At 65.4% G+C, this 23,898-nt stretch carries 17 protein-coding genes; 9 read left to right on the forward strand and 8 right to left on the reverse strand.

The features are described 5' to 3' along the window. Positions 1–48 precede the first annotated feature (48 nt). Positions 49–2,352, forward strand: coding sequence for an arylsulfatase (locus tag K0817_RS05675; RefSeq protein WP_308211892.1), 2,304 nt, complete (start codon positions 49–51; stop codon positions 2,350–2,352). Between the two features lie 69 nt (positions 2,353–2,421). Here the strand turns inward: K0817_RS05675 and K0817_RS05680 are convergent, their stop codons facing one another. Then, complete coding sequence (locus K0817_RS05680; protein WP_219980423.1) at positions 2,422–3,801, reverse strand: aminomethyl transferase family protein; 1,380 nt, start codon at positions 3,799–3,801, stop codon at positions 2,422–2,424. A gap of 331 nt (positions 3,802–4,132) precedes the next feature. On the opposite strand from K0817_RS05680, the gene K0817_RS18485 reads away from it, so the two are divergent. From K0817_RS18485 to K0817_RS05700, 4 genes are all read left to right on the forward strand, one after another. Beyond that, the gene (locus tag K0817_RS18485; protein WP_219980424.1) at positions 4,133–4,735 is read left to right on the forward strand and encodes a TetR/AcrR family transcriptional regulator; all 603 of its coding nucleotides are present in this window, start codon (positions 4,133–4,135) and stop codon (positions 4,733–4,735) included. Between the two features lie 173 nt (positions 4,736–4,908). Further along, complete coding sequence (locus K0817_RS05690) at positions 4,909–6,144, forward strand: alcohol dehydrogenase catalytic domain-containing protein (RefSeq protein WP_219980425.1); 1,236 nt, start codon at positions 4,909–4,911, stop codon at positions 6,142–6,144. 63 nt (positions 6,145–6,207) lie between these two features. Continuing rightward, positions 6,208–7,128 carry a LysR family transcriptional regulator gene (locus tag K0817_RS05695; RefSeq protein WP_219980899.1) on the forward strand — a complete coding sequence of 307 codons (921 nt, stop codon included), beginning with the start codon at positions 6,208–6,210 and terminating at the stop codon, positions 7,126–7,128. Positions 7,129–7,185: 57 nt separating this feature from the next. Next, positions 7,186–7,791: a cupin domain-containing protein gene (locus K0817_RS05700; RefSeq protein ID WP_253735210.1), complete on the forward strand. Its 606-nt coding sequence runs from the start codon at positions 7,186–7,188 to the stop codon at positions 7,789–7,791. Positions 7,792–7,864: 73 nt separating this feature from the next. Here the strand turns inward: K0817_RS05700 and K0817_RS05705 are convergent, their stop codons facing one another. The 4 genes from K0817_RS05705 to K0817_RS05720 form a co-directional block, all read right to left on the reverse strand. Continuing rightward, positions 7,865–9,601, reverse strand: a complete 1,737-nt coding sequence (locus K0817_RS05705; protein ID WP_219980427.1) for an FAD-dependent monooxygenase — start codon at positions 9,599–9,601, stop codon at positions 7,865–7,867. Next, positions 9,598–11,208, reverse strand: a complete 1,611-nt coding sequence (locus K0817_RS05710) for an FAD-binding oxidoreductase (protein ID WP_253735211.1) — start codon at positions 11,206–11,208, stop codon at positions 9,598–9,600. The genes K0817_RS05705 and K0817_RS05710 overlap by 4 nt, the downstream gene beginning before the upstream one ends. Positions 11,209–11,439: 231 nt before the next feature. Then, the gene (locus K0817_RS05715; protein ID WP_219980429.1) at positions 11,440–11,901 is read right to left on the reverse strand and encodes a DUF3237 domain-containing protein; all 462 of its coding nucleotides are present in this window, start codon (positions 11,899–11,901) and stop codon (positions 11,440–11,442) included. 7 nt (positions 11,902–11,908) lie between these two features. Further along, positions 11,909–12,919: a LacI family DNA-binding transcriptional regulator gene (locus K0817_RS05720; RefSeq protein ID WP_219980430.1), complete on the reverse strand. Its 1,011-nt coding sequence runs from the start codon at positions 12,917–12,919 to the stop codon at positions 11,909–11,911. A gap of 144 nt (positions 12,920–13,063) precedes the next feature. Here K0817_RS05720 and K0817_RS05725 point away from each other — a divergent pair, with 144 nt between their 5' ends. From K0817_RS05725 to K0817_RS05735, 3 genes are all read left to right on the forward strand, one after another. Then, positions 13,064–14,536, forward strand: a complete 1,473-nt coding sequence (locus K0817_RS05725) for an APC family permease (RefSeq protein ID WP_219980431.1) — start codon at positions 13,064–13,066, stop codon at positions 14,534–14,536. Continuing rightward, positions 14,533–16,179, forward strand: a complete 1,647-nt coding sequence (locus K0817_RS05730; protein ID WP_219980432.1) for an amidohydrolase family protein — start codon at positions 14,533–14,535, stop codon at positions 16,177–16,179. The genes K0817_RS05725 and K0817_RS05730 overlap by 4 nt, the downstream gene beginning before the upstream one ends. Before the next feature lie 237 nt (positions 16,180–16,416). Further along, a complete protein-coding gene (locus tag K0817_RS05735; protein WP_219980433.1) occupies positions 16,417–19,575 on the forward strand; it encodes a polysaccharide lyase family 8 super-sandwich domain-containing protein in 3,159 nt (1,052 codons plus the stop codon). Positions 19,576–19,626: 51 nt separating this feature from the next. On the opposite strand, the gene K0817_RS05740 is transcribed toward K0817_RS05735, so the two are convergent. Genes K0817_RS05740 through K0817_RS05750 form a run of 3 tightly spaced genes read right to left on the reverse strand, consistent with a single transcriptional unit; the run spans position 19,627 to position 22,236 of the window. Beyond that, positions 19,627–20,643 carry a LacI family DNA-binding transcriptional regulator gene (locus K0817_RS05740; protein WP_219980434.1) on the reverse strand — a complete coding sequence of 339 codons (1,017 nt, stop codon included), beginning with the start codon at positions 20,641–20,643 and terminating at the stop codon, positions 19,627–19,629. 43 nt (positions 20,644–20,686) lie between these two features. Continuing rightward, positions 20,687–21,739 (reverse strand): zinc-binding dehydrogenase, encoded by a 1,053-nt coding sequence (locus tag K0817_RS05745; protein ID WP_219980435.1) that lies wholly within the window; start codon positions 21,737–21,739, stop codon positions 20,687–20,689. Positions 21,740–21,774: 35 nt separating this feature from the next. Then, positions 21,775–22,236 carry a MerR family transcriptional regulator gene (locus K0817_RS05750; protein ID WP_219980436.1) on the reverse strand — a complete coding sequence of 154 codons (462 nt, stop codon included), beginning with the start codon at positions 22,234–22,236 and terminating at the stop codon, positions 21,775–21,777. A 195-nt stretch (positions 22,237–22,431) separates the two neighbouring features. On the opposite strand from K0817_RS05750, the gene K0817_RS05755 reads away from it, so the two are divergent. Then, positions 22,432–23,745 (forward strand): ABC transporter substrate-binding protein, encoded by a 1,314-nt coding sequence (locus K0817_RS05755; protein WP_219980437.1) that lies wholly within the window; start codon positions 22,432–22,434, stop codon positions 23,743–23,745. Positions 23,746–23,898 lie beyond the last annotated feature (153 nt).

Consider the following 23,898-nt stretch of genomic DNA (forward strand, 5'->3'; position numbering starts at 1 on the left):
GGCGAGGAAGGAGATGCGACGGTAGTGCGTGGCGAGAACGTCCGAAATGTGGGGGACGCGGTTCCCCGAGGGTATGGCGGGTTCCGGGGCATTGTCGCGCCCGAGGCGTCCCAGTCCTCCCCATGGTGGCCACCGCGGCGGTCAGCTCGGAGTGGAGCGCCGAATGTCGTCGTCGTGCTCGTCGACGACATGGGCTTTAGCGACATATCGCCGTTCGGCGCCGAGATCGATACGCCCGCCATCCAGGCATTGGCGAACGACGGGTACCGTTTCTCCGACTTCCACACCACTCCCGTGTGCTCGCCCTCCCGAGCCGCGCTCCTCACAGGGGTCAACCCGCATCGGGCGGGGTTCGGTACCGTCGCGCACTCAGATCCCGGCTTCCCGGGATATCGAATGCTGTTGCCAGACACCTTGCCCACCCTGGCCGAGTCGTTCGGTCAAGCGGGGTACGCGACATTCATGGTCGGCAAGTGGCATCTGACCTTGGAGTCCCACCTCCACGATGCCGCGGACCGGTCGTCCTGGCCGATCCAGCGGGGATTCGATCGCTATTTCGGTTCGATGGACGGCTGCACCTCCCTTTACCACCCACATCGGGTCGTGCGAGACAACTCTCCTGTGACCGAGCCGTTTCCCGACGACGAATACCTCACGGATCGGCTGACGGATGAGGCGATCGACATGATCGATTCGCTCCGCGCGAACGACCACGAGATGCCGTTCTTTCTCTACTTCGCACACCACGCGGTGCACGGGCCGGTTCAGGCGAAAGCGGCTGACATCGAAAAGTATCGCGGCGCGTACGATGCCGGGTGGGGAGTTATCGGCGCCGAGCGATTCGCTCGTCAGAAGGAGTCCGGTCTGTTCGGCGATGTCGGGCCGCCCGTGCCGGACACGGACTCCGCAGGCGGCATTCCCACCTGGGAAGTTCTCGACCAGGAGTCCCGCGCCCTTTATGCGCGTCATATGGAGGTATACGCAGCTGCTGTTGACGCGGTCGATCAGTCGGTGGCGAGAATCGTCGCGCGTCTGAAGCAGTTGGGCGAGTACGAGAACACGATTTTCGTCTTCACGAGCGACAACGGAGGCACCGGCGAAGGCGGCGAGTCTGGCACCCGCAGCTACTTCAGTCGCTTCACCCTGAACGAAGGTCTTCCTGCAGACTGGGTAGCCGATGTGCCGCGAGCGCTCGACGAGATGGGGGGCCCGCGTGTCTTCGGGCACTATCCGAAAGGATGGGCACGCGTCTCTAACACGCCGTTCCGGATGTACAAGGGTTCCGTTTTCGAAGGCGGGGTGCACGCGCCGCTGATCATCAGCTGGCCCTCGGGCGTCCCCAAGCGCGAGGATGACAGCGGGGTCCGGAATGCATTCGCCTTCATCACTGACATTGCGCCGACGCTGCTCGACCTCGCCGACGTCGACCGGCCGACATCCGTCCGCGGTAACGATGTAGCCCCGGAGGATGGCGTCAGCTTGCTTCCGATCCTCGACGGTAGGGCGGTCGCCGGACGGTCGGAGGGACAGTACCTTGCCCACGGTCGCCAGCGCGCCTACTACCAGGATCGATGGAAGGCAGTGTCGACGGCTCTCGAAGACCGGGACGACCTCACGGCGTGGAGACTGTACGACATCCAAGCGGATCCGTTCGAGACCCGGGACGTCGCGGCCGAGCGACCGGACCTTGTCCGCGAGCTCGCAGAGAACTGGCGGCGATCAGCCTGGCACAACACCGTCTTCCCGCTCGACGACGACGGAAGTCTGAACCGTTCGCGCCCGTCTACCGACCTGCGGTTCGCGCGACCTGTGAACCTTCGTCCCGGTACGCCCACGCTCGAAAGGTGGCGTTCGCAGCAGCTGGTCGGATTGCGGTCCTTCAGCATCCGCGCACAGTTTGCCGGCGGCGCCGGGGAAGGCGTCATCGTTGCACACGGGGATCAGGGCGGTGGCTACGCCCTCTACGCCGAAGAGCAAACGATTCACCTCGCGTATAACGCGTACGGCGTCATGCATCGGGTCTCTGCGCCGGCGGAACCAACGATCACCAACATCGAGCTTCGGTTTCGAGCACTCGCGGAGTTCGCGTGGGAAATCGTCGTCACCTTCGACGGCGTGGAGAAGATGAGCCTGGACCGGGTGCCGATGCTGATCGGACTCAGCCCCTTCACCGGGATCAGCGCGGGCTTCGACGGTGGCAGTCCTGTCGACTGGGAGCTTCACGAACGACGCGGCCCATTCCCGCACTCGGGCGAGCTTCAGATCGTGCGCTACGAGCCCGGAGAGCCCGCGCCATATGATCCTCGCGTCGTCGTAGCGGTCGAAGACGCGAGTGCGCGCCTCCTCGACTAATCCTCGATCGAATCGTGGGGCCGCCCTCCGGAGAGGGCGGCCCCACGCGTGGCGCTGGTGAGCGCGCGACTATTGTTGGCCGGTCTTGATGACCTTCTCGTAGTACGGCGACGGAGCGACGCGGACGCGAATGTCGCGGACTTCGTGGGCGTCGACCGTTCGTCGCTGCGAATTGGGCTCCCCCCACTGGAGTGTCAGCTCGGTACCAGGTTCGGCATGGGCGAGGTCGACGACCGCCGTGGAGACGAGATGGTCGGCGTTGGCTGTGAAGGAGGACCACTGTGAGACACCCACCAGATCGCCATCCTTCATCACCGCGTCCGACTCGAATGTCGCGTACATGGGCGTGGGCAGTGCGATGTATCGAGGGCGGGGGAGGGCGCCGACGAGGGAGTCCTTGATGATTCCGGCGACATCATCGTCGTTCCACTCCAGAGTCACCTTCTTGCGGCGTTGGTTGTCGGCCTTCTCGCGGAGGGCGTCGCGACCGACGAACTCCCGGTTCCAGTCCACCAGCCCTCCATAACCGACCTCGATCGGGTCGACGTAGTAGTCCTCGATGTGCGACGACACGAGGCTGCCCCCGAGCGAGCCGATGCTCTCCAGAAAGTAGTTGTTCAGCCACTCGCGGTAGGGCTTCAGTCGTTCATCGGCGTAAATTGCGGGCAGTGGCATGGGCATCCAGCCGGATTCCTGCGCGGTGGTCGAGTATGCGAGGGCACCCACCTTACGCAGGCCGTGCTTCTCGCCAAGGCGTTCGAGCTCGGAGCGCACAGCCTGCTGGTCGTTCCACCGGCCGTAGATCTCGAATCCGGGCGTGCCGGCCATCCCATGGCGTAGTGCCTTCACGTCCTTGCCTGCGATACGGAAGCCTCCGATGCCGAAGAAGCTCACCTCCGGCAAGGTGCCGCCGGCGGCCTCGGTCACCAGATCGAGTGCCTCTGGTCCCTGGATCTGGATGCGGAAGACATCTCGGGGCGCCTGGACCACGGACCAGTTGTCGTTCTTCTCCGCGGTCAGATCGCGCGCAGAGTTCTCGGCGTTGAAGAGGAGCCAGTCACTCGCGAAGGGCGCGCCGACCACGCGGTAGAAGTCTTCCTCCTCGTGGAAGATGATCGCGTCGGCAATGAGATTGCCGTCGGGAGCAGCCAGGACGATCTGCTTACCGCGTCCGACGGGGAAAACATCCAGCTTGTTGACGGCGAGCTCCTTGAGAAACGGGATCACCTCACGCCCACGGAGGTGAAGCTCGGTCATGTGATACGACTGCTCAAGCAGCGCGACGCCGTCCTTCCACGCGCGCACTTCGTCCCGCCAATTGGTGAACTCCGGGGGAATCCCCGGAAACTGGTAGGGGCCGAGGTTCGAGCTCCGCAGCAGGGGCACGGGACCACCCGCCTCCGCGATCAAACTCTCCAGGCTCTTCACTGCTGGGGCTTCGTTGCTCATCGTTCATCCGTTCTCGGTCACGTCGTTGCGTCCGGCTCACCTCATCGTCGAGCCACACTGCATCGATCACAGCGATACTGATTAGTATTCAGAAGCCGATCGGGATGTCAAGTGATTCATTGACGTCGCCATCCGCCGCGTACTGCCCGACACCGACCACTCGATCGAATCGATGCCGCATGGAGGGCCGTCGCGTGAGAGCGTGAAGCCGGACGGGGAGATTCCCCGTCTGCAGACGCACGTCGTGCGGTCGGCGCGCGGGAGACTACGCTGAACTCGGAAACTGCACCGTTCGCCGTCAGACGTCACGGCGCGGGGTGAATGGAGAGATATGCCGCGGCTGACACGAGAGCAGAGCCAAGCGATTACCCGGGAGAAGATCCTCCAGGCAGCGGGCGATGTCGTGGCAAGAGACGGTTATGACGGAGCTTCGGTCGAGCGAATCGCCGAGGCGGCGGGATATTCGAAGGGGGCGTTCTACTCCAACTTCGCCTCGAAGGAGGACGTCCTCGACCATCTGCTCGAAGGGCACACTGGCAGTGATGTCGACGATCTGGCCGGGTTGCTGGCCGACGTTGACGACGCTGATGAAGTCATCGAGGTCATGGCGCGGTGGAGTGACTCACGTGCCGCGGAACTCAAGTGGGGCCTCATCGCAATCGAGTTCCTTCGCCGCGCCAGGCGCGACGGGGTGCTCAGCGACCACCATCGCCAGCCGTTCATCTCTCAATGGCGCGGTGTCGGGGCATTACTGGCACAAAAGCTCTTCCCCGGCTCACCGCCGCCTATCGACCCGGTCGACCTGGGTGGCATCGTCCTCGATCTCACTTACGGCGGCATCGCAACATTCTTGGGGACCAATAGCTCCGGCCAGATGCTGCGCCACATCCTCACCGCGCTCGTTCGCGCCTACGGGGACGACAGCCGCTCCTGACCGCGTCTGAGTGAGAAGCGCGCGGTCTGCGAAGAGCACTGCGGTGTTCCGGGGTCGACAATTCTCGCCGACCGGTCGAATGGGTTCGAACCGGCCGTTGACATCTCGATCGATATGTGGATACCGTTGGGAATCTAGAGTCCAGTGGGTATTCGCTGTGTTGCGATAACCACATGGCGAAGCTCACGACTGCCACGGCGGTGACGTGTCTGCAACGGAGGAGATATGTCGATGGACATGAAGACGACCGCAAAGGAGCAGCGTTGATGTCAATGCTCACGCAGGACTCGCGTCACACGCGGACGCCAATGATGCGCGCAGCCCGGTTGCACGAAGTGGGCCAGCCCATGGTGATCGAAGAGATTGAGCGACCACGCGCGGCCGGCACGGATGTCATCGTCGAGGTCAAGGCGTGCGGAATGGTCCCGAATCTGGCGAACGTCCTGGCGAACTGGGAGACGTGGTATCCCCACGAGCCGCTCCCGCCGCGCCCGGCGATCTTCGGCCTAGATCCCGTCGGAGTGATCGCAGAGGTCGGTGAGCAGGTTGTCGCGCTAGCCCCTGGAGACCGCGTTTACGTGAACCCGACACGGTCGTGCGGGGCGTGCCACGCCTGCGCCTCGGGCGTGCCACAGTCGTGCGACCATTGGACCTTCGCCGGGTACTTCGGCTTCAACCGCAACAGCCTCGCCATCTACGAGAAGTACCCGCAGGGTGGCTTCTGTGAGTTCATGAAGGCGCCGCAGAACGCCATCGTTCCGCTGCCGGACAATCTCGATTTCCGGCAGGCGACGCGGCTCGGCTACCTCGGCACTGCCTACGCCGGACTGAAGAAGCTGGGCCCGATGACAGGGAAAACTCTCATCATCGATGGCGCGACTGGGACGCTCGGGGTGGGAGTCACTCTGCTGGCGCTCGCAACCGGCGTTTCCCGGATCTTCGCGGTCGCTCGGGGCGCCGAGTTGCTCGCGCGCGTCAAGGCGCTGGCCCCGGATCGCATCGACACCTTCTCAAACCTGTCCGGCAGCACCGCAGAGTGGGTACGCGACCAGACGGGGGGACGCGGCGCCGACGCGATGATCGACACCCTGGGTGCGGTGGCCTCTCTCGACTCCTTCAAGGACGCCATGCACGGCGTCGGCCGAGGCGGACGAATCGTCAACATCGGCGGGACCGCCGGCGAGCTCGGGTTCGACGTCAAGTGGGGAATGGACAACTCCATCGGTCTGAGCGGATCAGCGTGGTTCACCACTGCCGAAGGGATGGAACTCGTTGACATGATCCGGTGCGGAGTCATCGACATGTCGGTGCTCCAGCCGAAGGCGTGGGCCTTCGAGGACATCAACGCAGCGATCAATGGCGTGACCAGCGGTGACGGTGGTTTCACGAGCTACCTCGTAGAGATGTGACGCTTGCAGAGCGCCGTGGGAGAAGTCGTGGAACTCGACCACAACGCGGGGGTGCCTCCCCTCATGCCCTTCACCCTCCGCCAGCTTGCCTATCTCGTGGCGGCCGCCGATGCCGGCACGATCGTGGTCGCTGCGGCACGGATGCACGTGTCCCCATCCACAATGTCGGACGCCATCTCCGAGCTTGAGCGCATCGTGGACACACGCCTGTGCGTGCGACGGAAGGCGCACGGCCTCACCCTTACGACAGCCGGCGACCGTGTCGTCGCGGACGCTCGGGTGCTGCTGCGCGGAGCGCAGGAGCTCTACGTCGCTCTGAACAGCAAGGCCGACCAGCTCTCCGGCCCTATCACCGTCGGCTGCTTCCCTACGCTCGCCCCTACCGTGCTGCCCCCGTTGCTGTCCGCCTTCGCCACCGAGCATCCCCAGCTCGACATCGACGTCGTCGAAGCGCCGCAGGACCGTCTTGCGCAGATGCTCGAGTCTGGCCGGGTCGACCTGGCATTCGTTTACGACGTACAGCTGCCTCGAGGAGTCCACCGCGCAAAGCTGTTCGCGCTCCCCCCGCACGTCTTGCTCCCCGCCGGTCATCGGCTGGCCGGCGCCCCGCACGTGCAGTTGGAGGAACTCGCGGCCGAAGACTTCATCATGCTGGATTCACCGCCGTCGAGCACTCACACGCTCTCGATCTTCGATGCACGCGGGGTAACGCCCCGGGTGCGCCACCGCACGGGGAACCCCGATGTCGTGCGCACCCTCGTCGGACGCGGGCTCGGCTACGGGATGCTCATCCAGCGCCACATGAATCCTGACGCCGTCACTGGGTTCCCGGTGGTGGTCAAGGAGATCTTCCCTGCCGTACCGCCCTTAGCCATCGATGTGGTGTGGAGTGCTGACCTGCGCCCGACCAGACGAATCGAAGCGGTCATTGACTTCGCCCGGCGTGTGCAATGGCCACCGATACCGTCGGTGGTCGGCGCTTGACCCGGTATGCATGGTCCCCGACGAGAGATGTACGCATCCCGGCAGTCGAGCCTCGATGTGACGCCCAGTCTGCGGCGTGGAATGGAAAGAAAGGCCAGCGATATGAGTGACGGACTGTTTGATGCACCGAAGGTCCCTCGGCGCATTGTCACGACGACACGGGACGGTCGGTCGGTCGTCGCAAGCGACGGACCAGCGCCGAACGCCGTACATCACGCCGCCACGCCCGGCATGCTGAGCAGCGTTCTCTATCGCACCGCCGGAAAGCCGATGATCTCCGACGGCAGCGACGAATCGGCGCCCGTCGGGGCGCCTCTGCTCCCGAGGGTGGGGGAGACGACGCTTCTGATCGTCCAGTTCCCGCCGGACAGTATCTTCGGCGAGCCCGACTTTGACGGCGCCAGTGCGGCGGCGGAGCATGTCGCATTCGCGGCGGACTTCGCAGCTCGGTTCGAGCCGGATGCCCCGGGCGTGCACACGACCGACAGCATCGACTACGACATCGTTCTGGACGGCGAGATCTGGCTGGAACTCGACGACGAGACGGTGCACTTGCGTGCGGGTGACGTCGCGATACAGAACGGCACCAGGCATGCGTGGCGCAACAAGGGTGATCGACCAGCGACGATGGCGTTTGTGCTCGTGGGAGCGGAGCGGTCATGAGCCCCGCGGAGGTGGCGTCGATTCTGGCTTGGCGAGCAGTCTTGTCGAGATCTGAGCAACACGAAGGAATGGCCTACTGAGACAGCAGGCGTGCGAGGACCTCACCCAGCGTGCGACGCGACGACGGGACTGCGCCATTCGACCGCCAGGCAATGTAGCCATCCGGGCGCACCAGGATGGCGCCATCCTCGGCGACCTCGCGGATGCGGCTCCAGTCGAACCAGAGATCCTGCGCGTTGGAGGAGCCGATAACGGTCGCCCGGAGATACGGCAGACCTAGCGAGAGCACAGCATCCGCCCATCCCTGCCCGCTAGGACCCGTCAGCAGCGTGAAGCGCTCGCCGTCAACGAGATCTAGTGTCGAGATCCGGTTGCCCGAGGCATCCACCAGCCACGCATGCGGGAGCTTCGCACCCGGACGGGTCGTGTGCTGCGCAAAGACGTCGCGGTCCCTTTGGAAAACTTCAGGCGCTTCGTCGAGGTCATGAACGGCGTTGGAGGCATAACGCTGATTCATCTCCACTCCGAGCGCGTTGTACTCGTTGTCCTTCAGATCGAGGACCGACGCGAGCAATTCGCGGGCGCGCGCGCCCGCCGGGGTGGGCGCAGTGAGTTTGGCCGCTCCTGCGAGGCTTCCGGGTTGGTCGGCTGCCAGCGCCACGTGGACGCCGGCGTACTCGCGCCGGGACTGATTGGCGCGGCGGACGACCTGCTCTCCTATCGGAGAGCGTTCGTCGGAGTATGAATCCAGAAGTTCAGGCCCCGCGTATCCGCGGAGGACGAAGGCGATCTTCCAGGCGAGGTTGTAGGCGTCTTGAACGCTGGTGTTGGAACCCAGCCCGTTCGAGGGCGGGTGACGATGGACCGCATCGCCACCGCAGAACACACGCCCCGAGCTGTAGACGGGCGCCCACGCCTCGTTCACATACCAGGGATTCACCGCCGTGATCTCGGGCTCGAAGTCCGGGTCGCCGACGTACGAGCGGATGCGTGCGCGCGCAACGTCATGAGAGACATCGGGCTCGCCGGCCTCCACATCGAAGCCCCACCCGGCGATCCACCGGTCCCAGGGGCGTACCGCACGCAGTAGCCCCAGCCCGATCTCGCCGACGGCAGCGGTCTCGTTCACGATCCAAGTGAGGATGCTCGAGCGGTGGTTCATCCGCGCCGACAAATCGCCGGAGAACTGGGCATAGACCGTCCCGCCGCGCCGCATCTGGCCGACGAGCGAGATGCCGGCATCGTCAGCCACCTGCGACCGTGCGCCATCAGCACCAATCAGGTAGCGCACCCGGCGGCGGCTCACATGACCCGACGTGCGGTCCTCCAGGACGACAGTGACGCCGGTGGCATCCTGCTCGTGAGATCGGTAGAGCGTGCTGAAGGCGAAAACGGCACCACGCGACGCGGCCGCGTCGACCAGCAACGGTTCCAACAGCGGCTGTGGCAGGTCGGCCATCGTGCAGGGGCTAGCGGCGCGATACTCGCCGTAGCGCCGCGGGCCGAGACCGAAGCTCGCAATGCGGGCGATCTCGGGCCCGGCCAGGCTCGTCGTGAAGGTGGTGTCGCCCATCAGCTCCCAGGGTGTTGCCAGGGCCAGCGCGCGCTCCTCCACGCCGAGCGCGCGCAACACCTCCATGGCGCGCAGATTCGTCACGTGTGCGCGGGGTGAATCAGCGAGCCAGTTCTTGCGGCTGATGCTGATGACGCTGACGCCGTACGTCGCGAGAGCGAGGGCAGCGGTCGCTCCCATGGGGCCAGTGCCGACGATGAGCACGTCGGCGTCGAAGTGCTCGGAGCGGGCGGTCATCCCGTGCTCGCGGCCGATCCCGTACGGTCGCGAGCCGGCCAGATCCCATGGCGTCCGGGGGCGAGGATGCCGGCTGGGTCGACGGCATCCTTGATCCGTTCGACGAAGCGGCGATAGGCGTGGTCGTTGAAAGATGAGTATGACGCCGCGAGGTCCATAAAGGCCAGGTGCGGGCGGCAGTCGCCGTACCCGAGGTCTCCGAGGGCTGTCACCATCCGACGACCCGTCTCGACCGCTGCGCGAGCACTTTCGGGGTCGGTTCGGTCATAGCGGATCCCGGCGATCGCCACCGCCGATCGTTCACCGGTCACCATGATCCCGACGCCGAAGTTGAGGCCCGCTGCCGCGTACTGACGGCGGATCTCCTCCACGACCTCGCGCACCGTCGCGCCGCGCATCGGGACGACAGGCGAGACGTCGAGGTGCGCGATGTGGGGCGGTGTCGATTCGATGGCTTTCAGGGTGGGGATGCCGATCGTGATGAGTTCGGCCGATCGCGTGAACTGGTCGTACTCGTGTGAGGCGTAGATGTGAACCGGGAGAACTCGTCCGCTCGCGATCTTCGTCCATGCTTCGGTAATTCGCCGCAGCCGAATCTCGACGATGTCGCGGTCCCCCCAGATCGCTGCTCGGACGGCCCACGCGCCGACATCCAGACGCGCGCCGATGGCATGCAACTCCGCGGGAGAGAACGGAGCGGGGCCGGCGGGCACCGGTGAATCGCGCAACATATGCGCGGCGCGCAGCGTCGAATACATCGCAGGCATGCCCTCGAGGTGCCCCGCGAGGCGGAGCTCACGGACGGTGTCGACGGCGGCTTCCAGGTCGGCGTCGTCGTCTATGACGAGCGTCAGAGGTGCATAGGCCGCGGGGCGCCGAGCGAGCCATACCCCCATCCGCACCACGATCCCCAGATTGGACTGGATGAACAGCTCGTCCAGCGAAGGACCGAGGCTCCGTCGGTATGTGTGCCAGGAGGAACTGCCTGTGATCGCACCCTGTCCCGTACGCATGAGTTCGCCATCCGGCAAGACCACTTCATAGCCCACGTGGAGCCGGTAGTCCGCGCCGTACCGCTGGTAAGTGTGGCCTGAATCCATCGTGTTGCCAATGATCGAGCCCCAGCTGAGGTCCGGCACAGGGGTGAGCAAGTCCAGGCCTTGCGCTTGCACCGCGTCATAAAGGTCCTGCCACGTGACCCCCGGTTCGACAACGGCGAAAGCGAGTTCCTCATTGATTTCGAGGATCCGGTTCATGCGCTGGAAGCCGAGCTGGATGGATCCACGGCGGCGCGGTGAGGCGCCGCCGTGACCGAGATTGCGCCCCTGGCTGTGTGGCGAGACGGGGATTCCCCAGACGTTCGCGATGCGCATGACCCGTTGCACTTCTTCGACGCTGCCGGGTTGCACGACAGCGGATGCCGCGAACGTCTCGTCGCCAGGAATCCAGAACGGATCCTTGAAGTCGTCGACCTCCGGCCGCTCCACGCGCACCCAGTCGCCGCCGACGACCTCGACAAGCTCGCGGACGAGCGCTGAGTCCAGAGGGGGAGGAGGAGATGAGGCGTCATCCGTCGAGATGCCGGGGTGGGGCACGTTCGCGCTCATGTGAAACCTCCGTGTTTCGCGTGCGGTACTCCCATCCTGCGGTCCTCTATTCATCGACAAAAGCGGTTTTTGCCGCGAAGCAAATGCGGGTAGCGCGAACTAGATCGGGGTTCTCCGAATGCACGCAGGGAGTTGAGGATTCGATAGCCAGCCCACGAGTTCCCTAGCTGTCGTGAAGCGACGCGCTCAAAATCGCTCAGGAGCCGCGACTCCAGCCGTGTGTGGCCGGCGCTACGTCACGCGGTACGCCACGTAGCGGACGCGGTGTGCTTCGCGGATGTAGGACGCGATGTACACGGAGCGCTCGAGCTCGGGTCGCGTGGCCGACTCGAGCGTGAGCGCCGCACGGAAGTAGTAGCTCTCGGGGTCGACGTCGTCCCCCCGGAGGAGTGCCTCGAGGACGGCAGGGTCGCCGCTTCGCACGCCTCGCGCACGGACGTACAGGAGCTCCCCGTCGTGGGAGCGGGCACTGTAGCGACCGTCGATCTCTATCGAACCGTCGGCGCGCACGGTCTGCCAATCCGCGCCACCGGCGAGGATGGTCCCCTCGAAGATCCCGGTGATGGTCCCGCCGATCACGGGGATGATCCGGCGGTGGCCCACCCGCGTCATGCCGTGATCCTCCAGCGGACCGAGCTCTGCGGTGACCTCGAAGGCACGCTCGAGTGCCGGGATCGGAGGGTGCAGCGACATGGATTACCTACTTCCTCGCCGGGCTGGTGGACGAGCGTTCGCGGTAGATCAACTCGAACGTCTCGACCGGTGTCCCCGCGCGCTCGCCGCCTTCGATGATCGAGATCAGCAGCTCGCCGGCTCGGGCTCCGGCATCCTTCGCCCTCAGATCCAGAGCCGAGATCGGCGGTTGCACGATCGGCAGTGTCGGGCTGTCGGTGTACGAGACGAGCTGGATGTCGTCCGGGACGGAGCGTCCGAGCTCGCGCAATGTGGAGAGGATGCCGACGCCGAGGCCTTCGGGAAGGCACACTATCGAGTCGACATCGGGATGCGTCGCCTGCAACTCCTGGATCGTCCGATGGAGTTCCTCCGCCGACGGCACACCCTTCAGGTCGACGAACGTGAGAGGGACGTGATTGTCGGTCGCCCAGTCAGACGCTGCGTCCGCCGCTATTCGCACCCACATCTGGGTCACGGGCGGTCTGATGACCGCGATCGACGTCGCACCGCCGGCCCGCAGTCGATCGAGCAGTCCGTTCATCGCTGTGCTGTGATCGGCGGCCACGATCGCGGTGGGCTGGGGCATTCCGGGGGGCACCAGCTCCGAGACCACGACGGGCCGTCCGCTCCCGAGGATCGCGCGCGCGAGCTCGTCACCGTCTATCACGTCGGTCATCACGAAGCCGTCGACGTGAAGACCGCCCGCCTTCGCGGCCGGAAAGTCTGCCGGGATGAGTGAGACCGTCAGCTCTCTGTCGTTCGTGCTCTCTACGACGCCGACGGCGAAATTCATGTAGTACTCCATGAAGTTCATCCCCCCGGGCAGCCACAGACCGATCGAGCCAGCCCGCGCCCGTCGCAGGTTGCGCGCACCGCTGTTCGTCGAGTAGCGGAGGCTTCGTGCCGCCTCGAGCACGCGGGATCTCGTCTCCGCGGAGACGCGTCCCGTCCCGGTAAGCGCCCGGGATGCCGTCCCGCGGGAGACGCCACAGAGGTCGGCGACGTCCTGAAGCGTCGCCACTCGCGTCGAAGCCATGGTCACCTCCCCTCCTGATCCTACGGTGATCATGAAACCAGATCGCACAATCGATTGCGCACAGGCCGTCCCATAGGGCACACTGTCCTCCAACGACCCGCTGGCGTGTCCCGTAGGTCGTCCGACCCGACCAAAGGATGCGCCATGACTCTCGACTCGTCCCTCCTCGAGGAGGAGCCGACCGGAAAGCTGAAGAAGGCAGCCTTAGGTACGTGGGGTGTCGTCTTCCTCGTCGTATCAGCGGCCGCTCCGCTCAGCGTCCTCGCCGGCATCGGTCCGCTCGCGGTGCTGATCGGTGGCGTCTCGGCGCCCGTCGTCTACGCCGTGGCCGGCCTGGTGCTGGCAGTGTTCGCCATCGGATTCCTCTACATGGCTCGAAATCTCAAGCCGATGGGCGGCTTCTATACGTACATCTCCGTCGGGCTCGGCAGAGTGGTCGGCCTCGCCGCCGGCATCCTCGCCTGGGTGTCGTACAACCTGCTGCAGATCGGGCTGTGGGGGCTGTTCGGCGTGATGGCGCAGGGGATGTTCGCCGTCGTCTTCGGCATCGACGTGCAGTGGTGGATCCTCGCCGTGATCGGCGCGGTGCTGGTCTTCGGCCTCGCAGCGGTCGGAGTGGACGTGGGTGCCAAGGTGCTCGGCGTTCTCCTGGTCCTCGAGACGGCGCTGCTCGTGGTGCTCGCGGTGGCGATCCTCAGCCAGCGGGCAGGTCAGCTGGAGTTCGGCACCTTCGCGCCGGAGAACATCTTCACTCCGAGCATGTTCGCCATCCTCGGGTTCGGGTTCGCCGCGTTCATGGGGTTCGAATCGACGGTGCTGTATCGCAGCGAGACCCGCAACCCCGAACGCTCCATCCCGCGTGCGACGTACATCGCCGTCGCGTTTCTCGCCATCTTCTACACCGGGACCCTGTGGCTGGTGATCCAGGCATTCGGAGACAGCGAGGTGCAAGGAGTGATCGCCGAAGATCCGGCCGCATTCTTCTTCGCCGCGATGGGGGCGTATGTGGGTGAGTGGGGAGTGTCGGTGATGTTCGTGCTCATCGTGTCGAGCATCTTCGCCGGACAGCTTGCGTTCCACAACGCGATCAACCGCTACAGCTTCGCGCTCTCGCGCGACGGCATCCTCCCCGCGTTCTTCAACAGGACCAACCGGATGGGCGCGCCGTGGGTCGCGGGGCTGATTCAGAGCGTCGTAGCCATCGGCGTCGTGATCGCCTTCGGCATCGCCGGTCTCGATCCGCTCACGCAGCTGGTCATTCTGGTCAACTCGCCCGGCGTGTACGGCATCATCACGCTGCAGCTTCTCGCCTCGATCTCGGTGGTGATCTTCATCATGCGCAACCGTCAGCTCGTGCGGCGCTGGTATGTGCTGCCCGCCGCGATCTTCTCCCTCGTGGCCATGGCTGGGCTGCTCGCGGTCTTGGTGATCACCATCGACTATCTGACCGCTGCCGGGCCCGCGATCAATGCGATCATCCTCGCCGTGGTTCCCGTCGTGCTGATCGCCGGCGCCGCGTACGCACTCTTCCTCCGCGCGCGCAAGCCCGAGGTGTTCGCGCGGATCGGCGGCGCGGACCCGGAGTCGGTCGTCGACGAGATGGCGGAGGTCCGGTGACCCCCGAGCGCGCGGCCGATCTCGTGCTGCTCGGCGGTGTGGTGGTGACGATGGCCCCCGACACGACCACGGATGCGGAGGCCGAGGGCCTGGCCATCCTCGCCGGTGAAGTGGTGGCGCTCGGCAGCAGGAGCGCTCTGCAGCCGTACGTCGGTGCGGGAACACGAGTGATCGAGCTGGCGGACGCGGTCATCCTGCCGGGATTCGTCGACAGTCATATCCACCCGGTGTTCGGCATCGATCTGACCCGCGGAGCTGATCTCAGCCGCTGCCGGACGCTCGCGGACGTCGAGGCTTCGCTGCGAGCAGAGGCGGCGGGGGCGGCAGCCGAGGACTGGCTCCTCGGGTGGGGGCTCGATCCGAATCTCTTCGGCGACGAACCCGTCTCGAATACCGTCCTTGACGAGGTTGCGGGCGACCGTCCGGCGTTCGTCCGCTTCTTCGACGCCCACGCTGCTCTGGCATCCTCTGCGGCGCTCGCCCTGGCTGGAGTCACGGGCGCCGAAGAGTTCACCGATGGGTCACGTGTCGTCACCGACGCGACAGGTCGGCCGACCGGCTACCTCCTGGAGCTTCAGGCCATTCACCTCGTGGAAGCGGTCCTGCCGCCGCTGAGCTTCGATCGCCGCGCCGAGGCGCTGTACGAGGTGCTCCTCCTCATGGCTCGCGCGGGCTTCACCTCCGGACAGGTGCAGGACCTCGCGCCCGACGCGATCGAGCTGCTGCAGACGATCGAGGCGATCCGCGACCTTCCGATCCGGCTTCGCATGTCTCCCTGGTATGTGCCGGGTGCGCCGCTCGAAGAGGTCTCTCGTCTTGCGGAGCTGCAGGGGGTGCAGGGGCGCCGATGGATCGTGGAGGGCGTCAAGCTCATGATCGACGGCACTGTCGACAACGGAACGGCCTGGCTGCACGAGCCCGACTGCCTCGGCGAGTCCACGTCGTCGCTGTGGCTCGATCCCGAGCAGTACCGCGTCGCGCTCACCGAACTGGACCGGCGCGGCATCCCGACCACCACACACGCGATCGGAGACGCAGGGATCGATTTCGTCGTGCGCGCGATCGACGGATTGGTCGAGCGCACGGCGACGCATCGGGTCGAGCACATCGAGACGATGACGGATGCTGCGCTCGAGGTGTTCGTGTCGTCCCAGGCCACCGCGAGCATGCAGCCCACGCACTGCACGCTCTTCACGCGAGCGGACGGGAGTGACAACTGGTCGCGAAGGCTGGGCGAAGAGCGTGCAGGCCGGGGCTTCCGCACCAGGGACATCGTCCGCGCGGGGATACCGCTCGCGCTGGGCTCGGACTGGCCCGTGGCCCCCAGCGATGCGGTCGGCATCCTGGCCGACGCTCAACTTCGCCGCCCTCACGATGAGCCGGACGCCGTGCCCATCAACTCGAACCAGGCACTCGACGCGATGGAGGCGTTGCGCGGACTCACCGTGGAGCCGTATCGCACGATCGGCCGAACGGGCGGTGTGCTCCGCGTCGGCGCGACCGCGGACATCACCGTTCTCGACCGCGATCCTCGCACGGCCACGCCCGACAGCCTCGGCGATGCCGTGGTTGTGCTGACCGTCGTCGACGGACGCGTCGTCGTGGGTGCCGGTGACCGCGCACCGGTCACGACGTCGAACTGAGCAGGTCGTCGCATCCCGCGAACGGAGTTGCGGCACAGATCAGAATCGTCATTGACGCTTTCCCCTATGCCACCCTATGGTTGGAACGCACCAAATTGGTGCGTTCCAATGGCGGGAGTTTCTATGCGTGCTGTATTCCTCGGGCGACGATTCTCCGGCCGCCCGCCACGGGGCGCATCGCACATAGACCCGGTCCGCAAGCGATCGCACTGGCGGGGTGCCTGGGTTGGTGTCGCGGTGACGACGAGCCTGATCATCGGCGGGCTCACGACGAGCCCCGTGAAGGCGACAGCAGCCGACGAGTTCGACGAACTGCGAGCCAAGTGGCACGAGATGGTGACAGGCGGTGCAGGCCTGCCGCAATCCGACCCCGATATCGCCGCACGCACCGCCGATATCGAGGCGACGGCCACCTCTCACTGGAACTCGATGGACACTTCGCCCACGCGGACGCGGTTGTGGAGCAATCTCGGCGGAAGCGGCAACGACGTCAAGCTCACCTACCGGCGACTGAAGGAGATGGCGCTGGCCTACTCGGTCGAGAGTTCAACCCTGCACGGCGATCCACAGTTGCGTGACGACATCGTGTCGGCGATGGACTGGATGTACACGAACAACTACAACGAGAACACCCCGGATGTCGGCAACTGGTGGGATTGGGATATCGGAACGCCTCTGGAGCTGAACGACATCGTGGTGATGATGCACGACGAGTTCACTGCGACGCAACGAACCAACTACATGGCCGGCATCGAGCGCTTCTCGCCGTCCGTGGAGGGGACAGGCGCGAACCGAGTCTGGAAGGCCGTGGTCGTCGCAATCCGGGGAATCATCGTCAAGGATGACGCGAAGATCACCGCGGCACGAGATGGACTCAGCGACGTTTTCGCCTACGCATCCAGCGGTGACGGCTTCTACCGTGATGGCTCTTTCATCCAGCACACGAGCTTTCCCTACACGGGCGGGTACGGAAAGAACCTGCTGTCGGATGTGGCGAATCTCATGTTCGTTCTCGACGGGTCGACGTGGGAAGTCGTCGATCCGCGCAAGGACGTCGTCTTCCGGTGGGTTCACGACAGCTTCGAGCCTCTGATGTACGAGGGCGCCATGGCCGACATGGTGCGCGGGCGGGAGATCTCTCGTTTCAGTTTTCAGGATCACGTGACCGGACACCACGCGATGCAGTCGCTGATACGCGTCTCGCAGTTCGCGCCATTGGCAGACGCACGCGCGATCCGATCGATGGTAAAGCGCTGGATCACCGAAGATACGCACCAGAACTTCTATGAGGTCGCCAGCATCAACATGATCGTTCTCGCCAAGGCGATCATGAGCGATAGCACGACCACGGCCCGCGGCGTTCTGGTTCGGAACGCGCAGTTCCCGCAGATGGATCGTGTGATGCACCTGCGGCCGGAGTTCGGCTTCGGGATCAGCATGCACTCGACCCGTATCAGCAACTACGAGTCGATCAACGCCGAGAACAAGAGCGGGTGGCATACGGCCGACGGGATGACCTACCTCTACAACGAGGATCTCGCACAGTTCAGTGATGACTTCTGGCCGACGGTGAACTCGTACCGCCTTCCCGGAACGACGGTGCTGAAGGATTCCACAGTCGCCTCGGGAAGAGGTGCAAGCGATGCCGTCGGCGGCGCAACGCTGGGCGAGTTCGGCGTGGTCGGTATGCGATTGCGGCCCCCGGGGCAGACCCTGGATGCCAGGAAGTCGTGGTTCATGTTCGACGACGAGATCGTCGCTCTTGGCGCTGGAATCTCCGCTGCTGACGGGAAGGCGGTGGAGACGATCGTCGAGAACCGGAAGCTGAACGACACGGGCACCAATGCGCTGACAGTGGATGCTGTCGCCCGTTCCACTGCGCTCGGATGGAACGAGTCCATGAGCGGAGTCGATTGGGCTCATCTGCAGGGGAACGTCCCTGGCGCCGACATCGGCTATGTGTTCCCCGGGTCCGCGGTCGTCCAAGGGCTCCGCGAGTCGCGCACCGCCAAATGGAGCGACATCAACACCTACCGCGGCTTCGGCAACACGACCCCCGTCACCCGGAACTATCTGACGATGTCCGTGGATCACGGCGTAGATCCGACGGATGGTGCGTATTCGTACGTCGTGCTTCCGGGTGCGTCGCCGACGGAGGTCGGCGCCTACGCGTCATCGCCGCCGATCACGGTCCTGTCGAACACGTCCGACGTGCAGGCAGTGTCGAAAGCGTCGTTGGGGATCACTGCCGCACAGTTCTGGCAAGCCGGGAGCGCAACCGCGGGAGGAATCACCAGCGACGCGATCGCATCAGTCGTGGTCCGCGAGACCGCTGATGAGATCGCCATCTCGGTCGCCGATCCGACACAAGTCCACGCGGGCAGCATCAACATCGCCGTCGCGCTCTCTGCGGCGTGCGTCGTCGAAAGCGACCCGACCGTCACCGTCACCGCGGTGAATCCCGGAGTGCAGCTCAGCGTCGATGTCGCCGGCTCGGCGGGGCGATCGCATGCCGTCCTGCTCCGCAAGAGCGGCTCGTGCGCAGGGGCTGGCGAGAGCGTCCATACCTTCGAGGTGGAGGACCTGCCGTTGGCGTCTTCGGGTGACTCGTTCTCGGTGTACTCGAGTGACACGCAGGCCAGTGGCGGGAAGTGGCGCCGCTTCGACGCCGACGCCGCCGGAGACTTCATCGAGCATGCTGTCGACGTGCCGCGCGCCGGCACGTACCGAGTGCTGGTGACCGCGAAGAATGCCGGCGACCGCGGCATCGCTCAGATCGCGATCCAGGGGGCCGACGCCGGGGCTCCGCTGGACTTCTATGCGGCGAGCGGCGCGTCGTTCGTGTCGACCGACGTCGGCGCCGTCTCGTTCGCCCACGCCGGGCCGATGACCATCCGATTCACCGTGACGGGCAAACACGCGGCGAGCTCGGGCTATCGCATCCCACTGGATTCCATCGTCCTCGAGCGGATCGGGGGTCTGCCCGGTGGGGAAGTTCATGAGACCGAGGTGCTGCCGGCGACATCGTCATCCGGCGACACCGTCGCGGTCGTCAATGACAGCGGGGCCAGCGGCGCGAAAGTGACGAAGCTGACGGCCAACGCTGTCGGAGACTTCGTCGAGTTCGCTATGCCGGTGGCGGCGCCGGGGACGTACGACGTCCAGGTGCGGGTCAAACGGTACTCCGACCGCGGACGTTTTCAGCTCTACGTCGACGGGCGGCCGCAAGGCCCGGAGCAGGATCAGTACTCGACATCTCAGGGGTTCAGGACGCTCGAACTCGGGACCGTGCACATCACATCCGCTGGCACGGTCACGCTGCGATTCGAAGTCACCGGGACATCGGGCACAGAGTACGATCTCGTCTTCGACAAGGTGGAGCTGACTGCACGGTAGGCGCCGAACCGGGGAGTCTGAGCCGTGATTCAGACCCCCCGGCTCGAAAGATCAAGCGTGTCGAAGCGGCGCCCGACCTGAGCTCTTGCGAACCTCCAGGTGCGGCGTGAGTGCTTCGGTGCGGGGCGTCTCTCCGGCAATCAGTTGTGTGAGCATCTCCCAGGCGATCTGACCCATCCGCAGCCGAGGCTGATTCACGCTCGTGAGCGAGATGGGCTGCAGCTGCGACAGGATCGAGTTGTCGTAGCCGACGATGGAGATGTCGGCCGGCCAAGACATGCAGCGGTCACGGACGGCCTCCATGATTCCGAGGGCCGCATAGTCATTGGATGCGATGACCGCCGTGGGAACAGCGGCGCCGTCCAGGAGCGTGAGTGCGCCGGCATGCCCTCCCGCCTCGTTGGGTTCGGCTCGGACGACCACCGCGTCGGCGGTGGCTCCCCGTCGGGCCATGCTGCTGAGATAGGCGCTCTCGCGGGCCCTGGCGCCCGGCCCGCTCCCCGCCGAGACGTGGGCGATGTGTCGGTGTCCAAGCTGCCAGAGGTGCTCGACGGCGAGATCGATCCCGACCGCGTCGTCGGTATGGACGCTACTGGTGCGAGGGGGGCGCTTGCCCGGACGGGCCACGACCACCGTGGGCAGGATCTCGGCGATGTTCGCGATCTCGTCTGTCGTCAATTTGGGGGTGATGGCGATGATGCCGTCGACCTGCAACTCGATGAAGGTGTCCGCTGCGTGCTTCTCGTTGTGACGGTCGCGCCCACCCGCCGCGATGAGAACGCGATAGCCCTGCGGCCCCGCGACCTGCTCGATACCGTCGATCACCTCTGTGTAGAACGGGTTGTGCAGATCGGAGACGAGCACCCCGATGGTGTCGGTTCGCTGCTGCGCCAGTGCACGGGCGGCTCGGTTAGGTCGATAACCGAGGGTCGCCATCGCGGCATGCACATCGGCCTTGCGCTTTGCGCTGACCTTGTCTGGATTCTGCAGGACCAGCGAAACCAGGGATCGCGAGACACCGGCCTCCCGGGCCACGTCGATGATCGTCGGACGTCGCTTCTTTTCCATCCGCTTCTCCTCGACCGCCCTGGAACGCACCAACCTGTCCATGCTATTGCTCCGCCGTCAGACCAACGGCGCGGGATGCGTGTTGGATCCACGGGTCGAGAGCCAGCTTGCCGACGGTTTCTCCGTTCTCAAGGCGTGCGAGCACACCGGGGCCGTCGGCGAGGGGATACACGGTGGGGGTGCCGGGCGGGTAGACGCCTCTCGCTATCAGGTCGTAGATCTCGGTGATGACTGCTCGGTAGATCTGTGGGGCGCCAGTGGCCAACGCGCCGATGTGCAGTCCTTTGATCTGGGCGTGATGGGTGAAGATCAGGTCGTCGGTGGACACGGTCGCCGGGCCAGACGCTTGGCCGAAGACGATCACTCTTCCCGTAAAGGGTCTGGCGACGGTCAAGCTCGTGCGCAACGTGCTTCGCCCGATGGACTCCAGCACGAGATCGACTCTTCCGACGCGGTGCAGGACCTCCTCAGCAAGGTCCGGTCGTCGCCCGTCTATGACGTCGCCGGCTCCGAGTTGCCGCACCGTGTCGTGCTTTTCGGGGGAGGCGGTGGCGATCACTCGTGCTCCGAAGTGTCGTGCGAGCCTAACGGCGGCCTGCCCGACGCCGCCGGCTGCCGCGTGGACCAGCACTGTCTCACCCTCTTGCACTTCGCCCAAGGGGCGAAGAGCGGCCAGGGCGGTCGCCCAGTTCAGGACGAGGCCGAGGGCAGCGGCATCCGTCCAGCCCTGCGGGACTCCGTGCACGGAAGACGCGGGCATCAGCATGTACTGCGCGAAAGCGCCGGCTCCGGTCCCGACGACGTGCGTTCCCGTCGGCAGAGGGTGGGCGATGCCGGATCCGATCCCGACGATCTCCCCGGCGGCTTCGAACCCGGCTGTGTACGGGGCAGCAGGTCCGCCCTGGTAGAGGCCGCGGCTCTGCGACACGTCCGCATAGTTCAATCCCGCTGCGCCGACGCGGATCAAATAGTCGTGTGGCCCCGGGGTGGGGCACGGCAGCTCGGCCAAGGTGAGATCCGCAGGTCCACGGAGTGAGTGCTGCACCAGCGCCGTCATCGACGTCGCGTGCTCAGGGCTCGTCTGGAGGCTGTTCATATGGGGACGCTACGACGTTCACGCCGGCGTCAAGGTCAACCGTGTCGCTCGACTTCCCCTCCGCCCACGAGGAGGTCGTCGAGCGCAGACAGCTGTGCGGTGAGTCGCGCGACCCGCGCCGCGACCCGCTCCCGATAGAGCTGGACCTCCGCCCGCAGAGCGTCCGGCAGGCGAGTCGCGGGCTGTGTCGAGCCGGTGGGATCGCACAGCATCCGTTGGATCAGGGCAGTGGGCAGACCGGATTCGAGCAGCGAGCGAACGACGAGGACGCGGTCGACCGTGGCAGCACAGTAGTCGCGATATCCGTTCGCACAGCGGCCGGGCTGAATCAGCCCCTCTTCCTCATAGAACCGCAACGATCTTGCGGTTGCGCCGGTGACCCGAGCCGCCTCGCCAATCTGCACACCCCGGTCAACGCCGCCCGAAGCGACCTTCTTCCCGCGTATATGCAGAATCGACGCGCGGGTGCGTGGGACGGTGGCCTCACCGGTGTTCACGGCCGAGCTCCGTGCCGAACGCGGCTGGATCCCCCTGGGTCCGAACTCCATCCACGCTGCTGCTCAGTCTCCTCATGAGTTGACAGTTGACCTTCTTCGCTTCTATGGTGTGTGCCAAGACGTTTTGCCAAGACGTTTTCGCAAACCGATTTGGCGCGCGAGCCAAGAGACAGTCTGCTGACGGGAGATGGAGTGATGGAGCTTCGCAAGAATCACAGAGGGGGACGGCGCCTGGGCGCGATCGCTGCGGCATCCGCGGCGGCGCTCGCGCTGACCGCATGCGGCGCCGGCGTCGGCGGGACGACGTCGTCGGGCGACGACACGTTGACCGTCGTCGTCGAGGGAGGGGGACTGGCCGAGCTGCAGCCGATCGCCGACCTCTACGAGGAGGAGACGGGCACCTCCGTCACACTGGTCGAACTGCCGTACGCCGGCCTGTACGACCGCATCTCATCCGAGCTTCAGGCCGGAAGTCCCTCCTTCGACGTGGCGGCGCTGGACGCCATCTGGCTCCCGGCCTTCGCGGAGGGCCTCGCACCGATCGACGACCTCTTCTCGGCCGAAGTGGAGGGCGACCTCTTCGAGGGGCTGCTCTCCGAAGCTCAGGTCGACGGGGCATACGTGGGAATGCCGGTCTGGACGAACTCGGAGATCCTCTACTACCGGACTGATCTGTTCGAGGATCCGGAGAACACGTCGAGCTTCGCCGCGGAGTACGGTTACGAACTCGCCCCGCCGACGACGTGGGACCAGTACCGCGACATCTCGGAGTTCTTCACGCGCGACACGGACGGCGACGGAGTGGTCGATCTGTATGGCACCGACGTCAAGGGCGCAGTCGAGACCGAGTGGCTCGCCACGGTGTCGCAAGCGGGCGAGGAGCACATGGTGCTCGACACCGAATCGGGAGAGGTCACGATTGATGACCAGGCACACAAAGAGGCGCTCGACTTCTACGTCAGCCTGCTGCCGTACGCGCCATCTGGGGCGGCGCAGCTTGACTGGGCCGGCGCGCAGAATCTGTTCTACCAAGGCAATCTGGCGATGATGCGATTCTGGGGGCACGCCTATCGGCAGACTCCCGACGACTCGCCGGTCAAGGACAGCATCGGCGTTGCACCGATGATCGGCGGTCCGGGGGGAGTGGCTGGGGTGCCGGGTGCGTGGTACCTGTCGGTTCCGGCGACCGGCTCGAAGCAGGATGCCGCCAAGGACTTCATCGCCTTCGCCTACGAGCACAACGAGCTGTCGGCGGACTCATCGCTCGGGCTCGTCGCGCGCAAGAGCGCCTTCGAGGCGATGGCCGGCGAGCCTGGCTTCGAGAACTACCCGGCGCTGCTCGAGACCCTCGAAGCGCCGCAGAGCCTGCCGCGGCCGGCATCTGCAAACTGGCAGGAGATCGTGGACTCGGTTCTCATCCCGCTGCTGCAGAAGGCGGTCGAGCCAGGAGCAGACACCGCGGCGCTGCTCAGCGAGGCCAAGTCTCAGATCGAAGCGATTGTCGAGTAAGAGAACGGTCGGGTGCACGGAGGACACTGACGTGACGACGACGAATCCGAGCACCTCCGGTGGGGCGGCTGCGGTCGCCCCACCGGAGGTGGCTCGCAAGCCACAGGGCCGAACGTCACGCCCGGAGCGGCGGACGATCAGCGATCGACGGTT

The organism is Microbacterium sp. HD4P20 (assembly GCF_019449275.2).
In the GTDB taxonomy this organism is placed as follows: Bacteria; Actinomycetota; Actinomycetes; order Actinomycetales; family Microbacteriaceae; genus Microbacterium.

What these genes read in the sequence shown, in the direction of transcription:
- K0817_RS05680 (WP_219980423.1), bottom strand. Translation starts at nt 3,801, where the DNA reads ATGAGCAACGAAGCCCCAGCAGTGAAGAGCCTGGAGAGTTTGATCGCG.
- K0817_RS18485 (WP_219980424.1), top strand. Translation starts at nt 4,133, where the DNA reads ATGCCGCGGCTGACACGAGAGCAGAGCCAAGCGATTACCCGGGAGAAG.
- K0817_RS05690 (WP_219980425.1), top strand. Translation starts at nt 4,909, where the DNA reads ATGGCGAAGCTCACGACTGCCACGGCGGTGACGTGTCTGCAACGGAGG.
- K0817_RS05695 (WP_219980899.1), top strand. Translation starts at nt 6,208, where the DNA reads ATGCCCTTCACCCTCCGCCAGCTTGCCTATCTCGTGGCGGCCGCCGAT.
- K0817_RS05705 (WP_219980427.1), bottom strand. Translation starts at nt 9,601, where the DNA reads ATGACCGCCCGCTCCGAGCACTTCGACGCCGACGTGCTCATCGTCGGC.
- K0817_RS05710 (WP_253735211.1), bottom strand. Translation starts at nt 11,208, where the DNA reads ATGAGCGCGAACGTGCCCCACCCCGGCATCTCGACGGATGACGCCTCA.
- K0817_RS05715 (WP_219980429.1), bottom strand. Translation starts at nt 11,901, where the DNA reads ATGTCGCTGCACCCTCCGATCCCGGCACTCGAGCGTGCCTTCGAGGTC.
- K0817_RS05720 (WP_219980430.1), bottom strand. Translation starts at nt 12,919, where the DNA reads ATGGCTTCGACGCGAGTGGCGACGCTTCAGGACGTCGCCGACCTCTGT.
- K0817_RS05725 (WP_219980431.1), top strand. Translation starts at nt 13,064, where the DNA reads ATGACTCTCGACTCGTCCCTCCTCGAGGAGGAGCCGACCGGAAAGCTG.
- K0817_RS05740 (WP_219980434.1), bottom strand. Translation starts at nt 20,643, where the DNA reads ATGGAAAAGAAGCGACGTCCGACGATCATCGACGTGGCCCGGGAGGCC.
- K0817_RS05745 (WP_219980435.1), bottom strand. Translation starts at nt 21,739, where the DNA reads ATGAACAGCCTCCAGACGAGCCCTGAGCACGCGACGTCGATGACGGCG.
- K0817_RS05755 (WP_219980437.1), top strand. Translation starts at nt 22,432, where the DNA reads ATGGAGCTTCGCAAGAATCACAGAGGGGGACGGCGCCTGGGCGCGATC.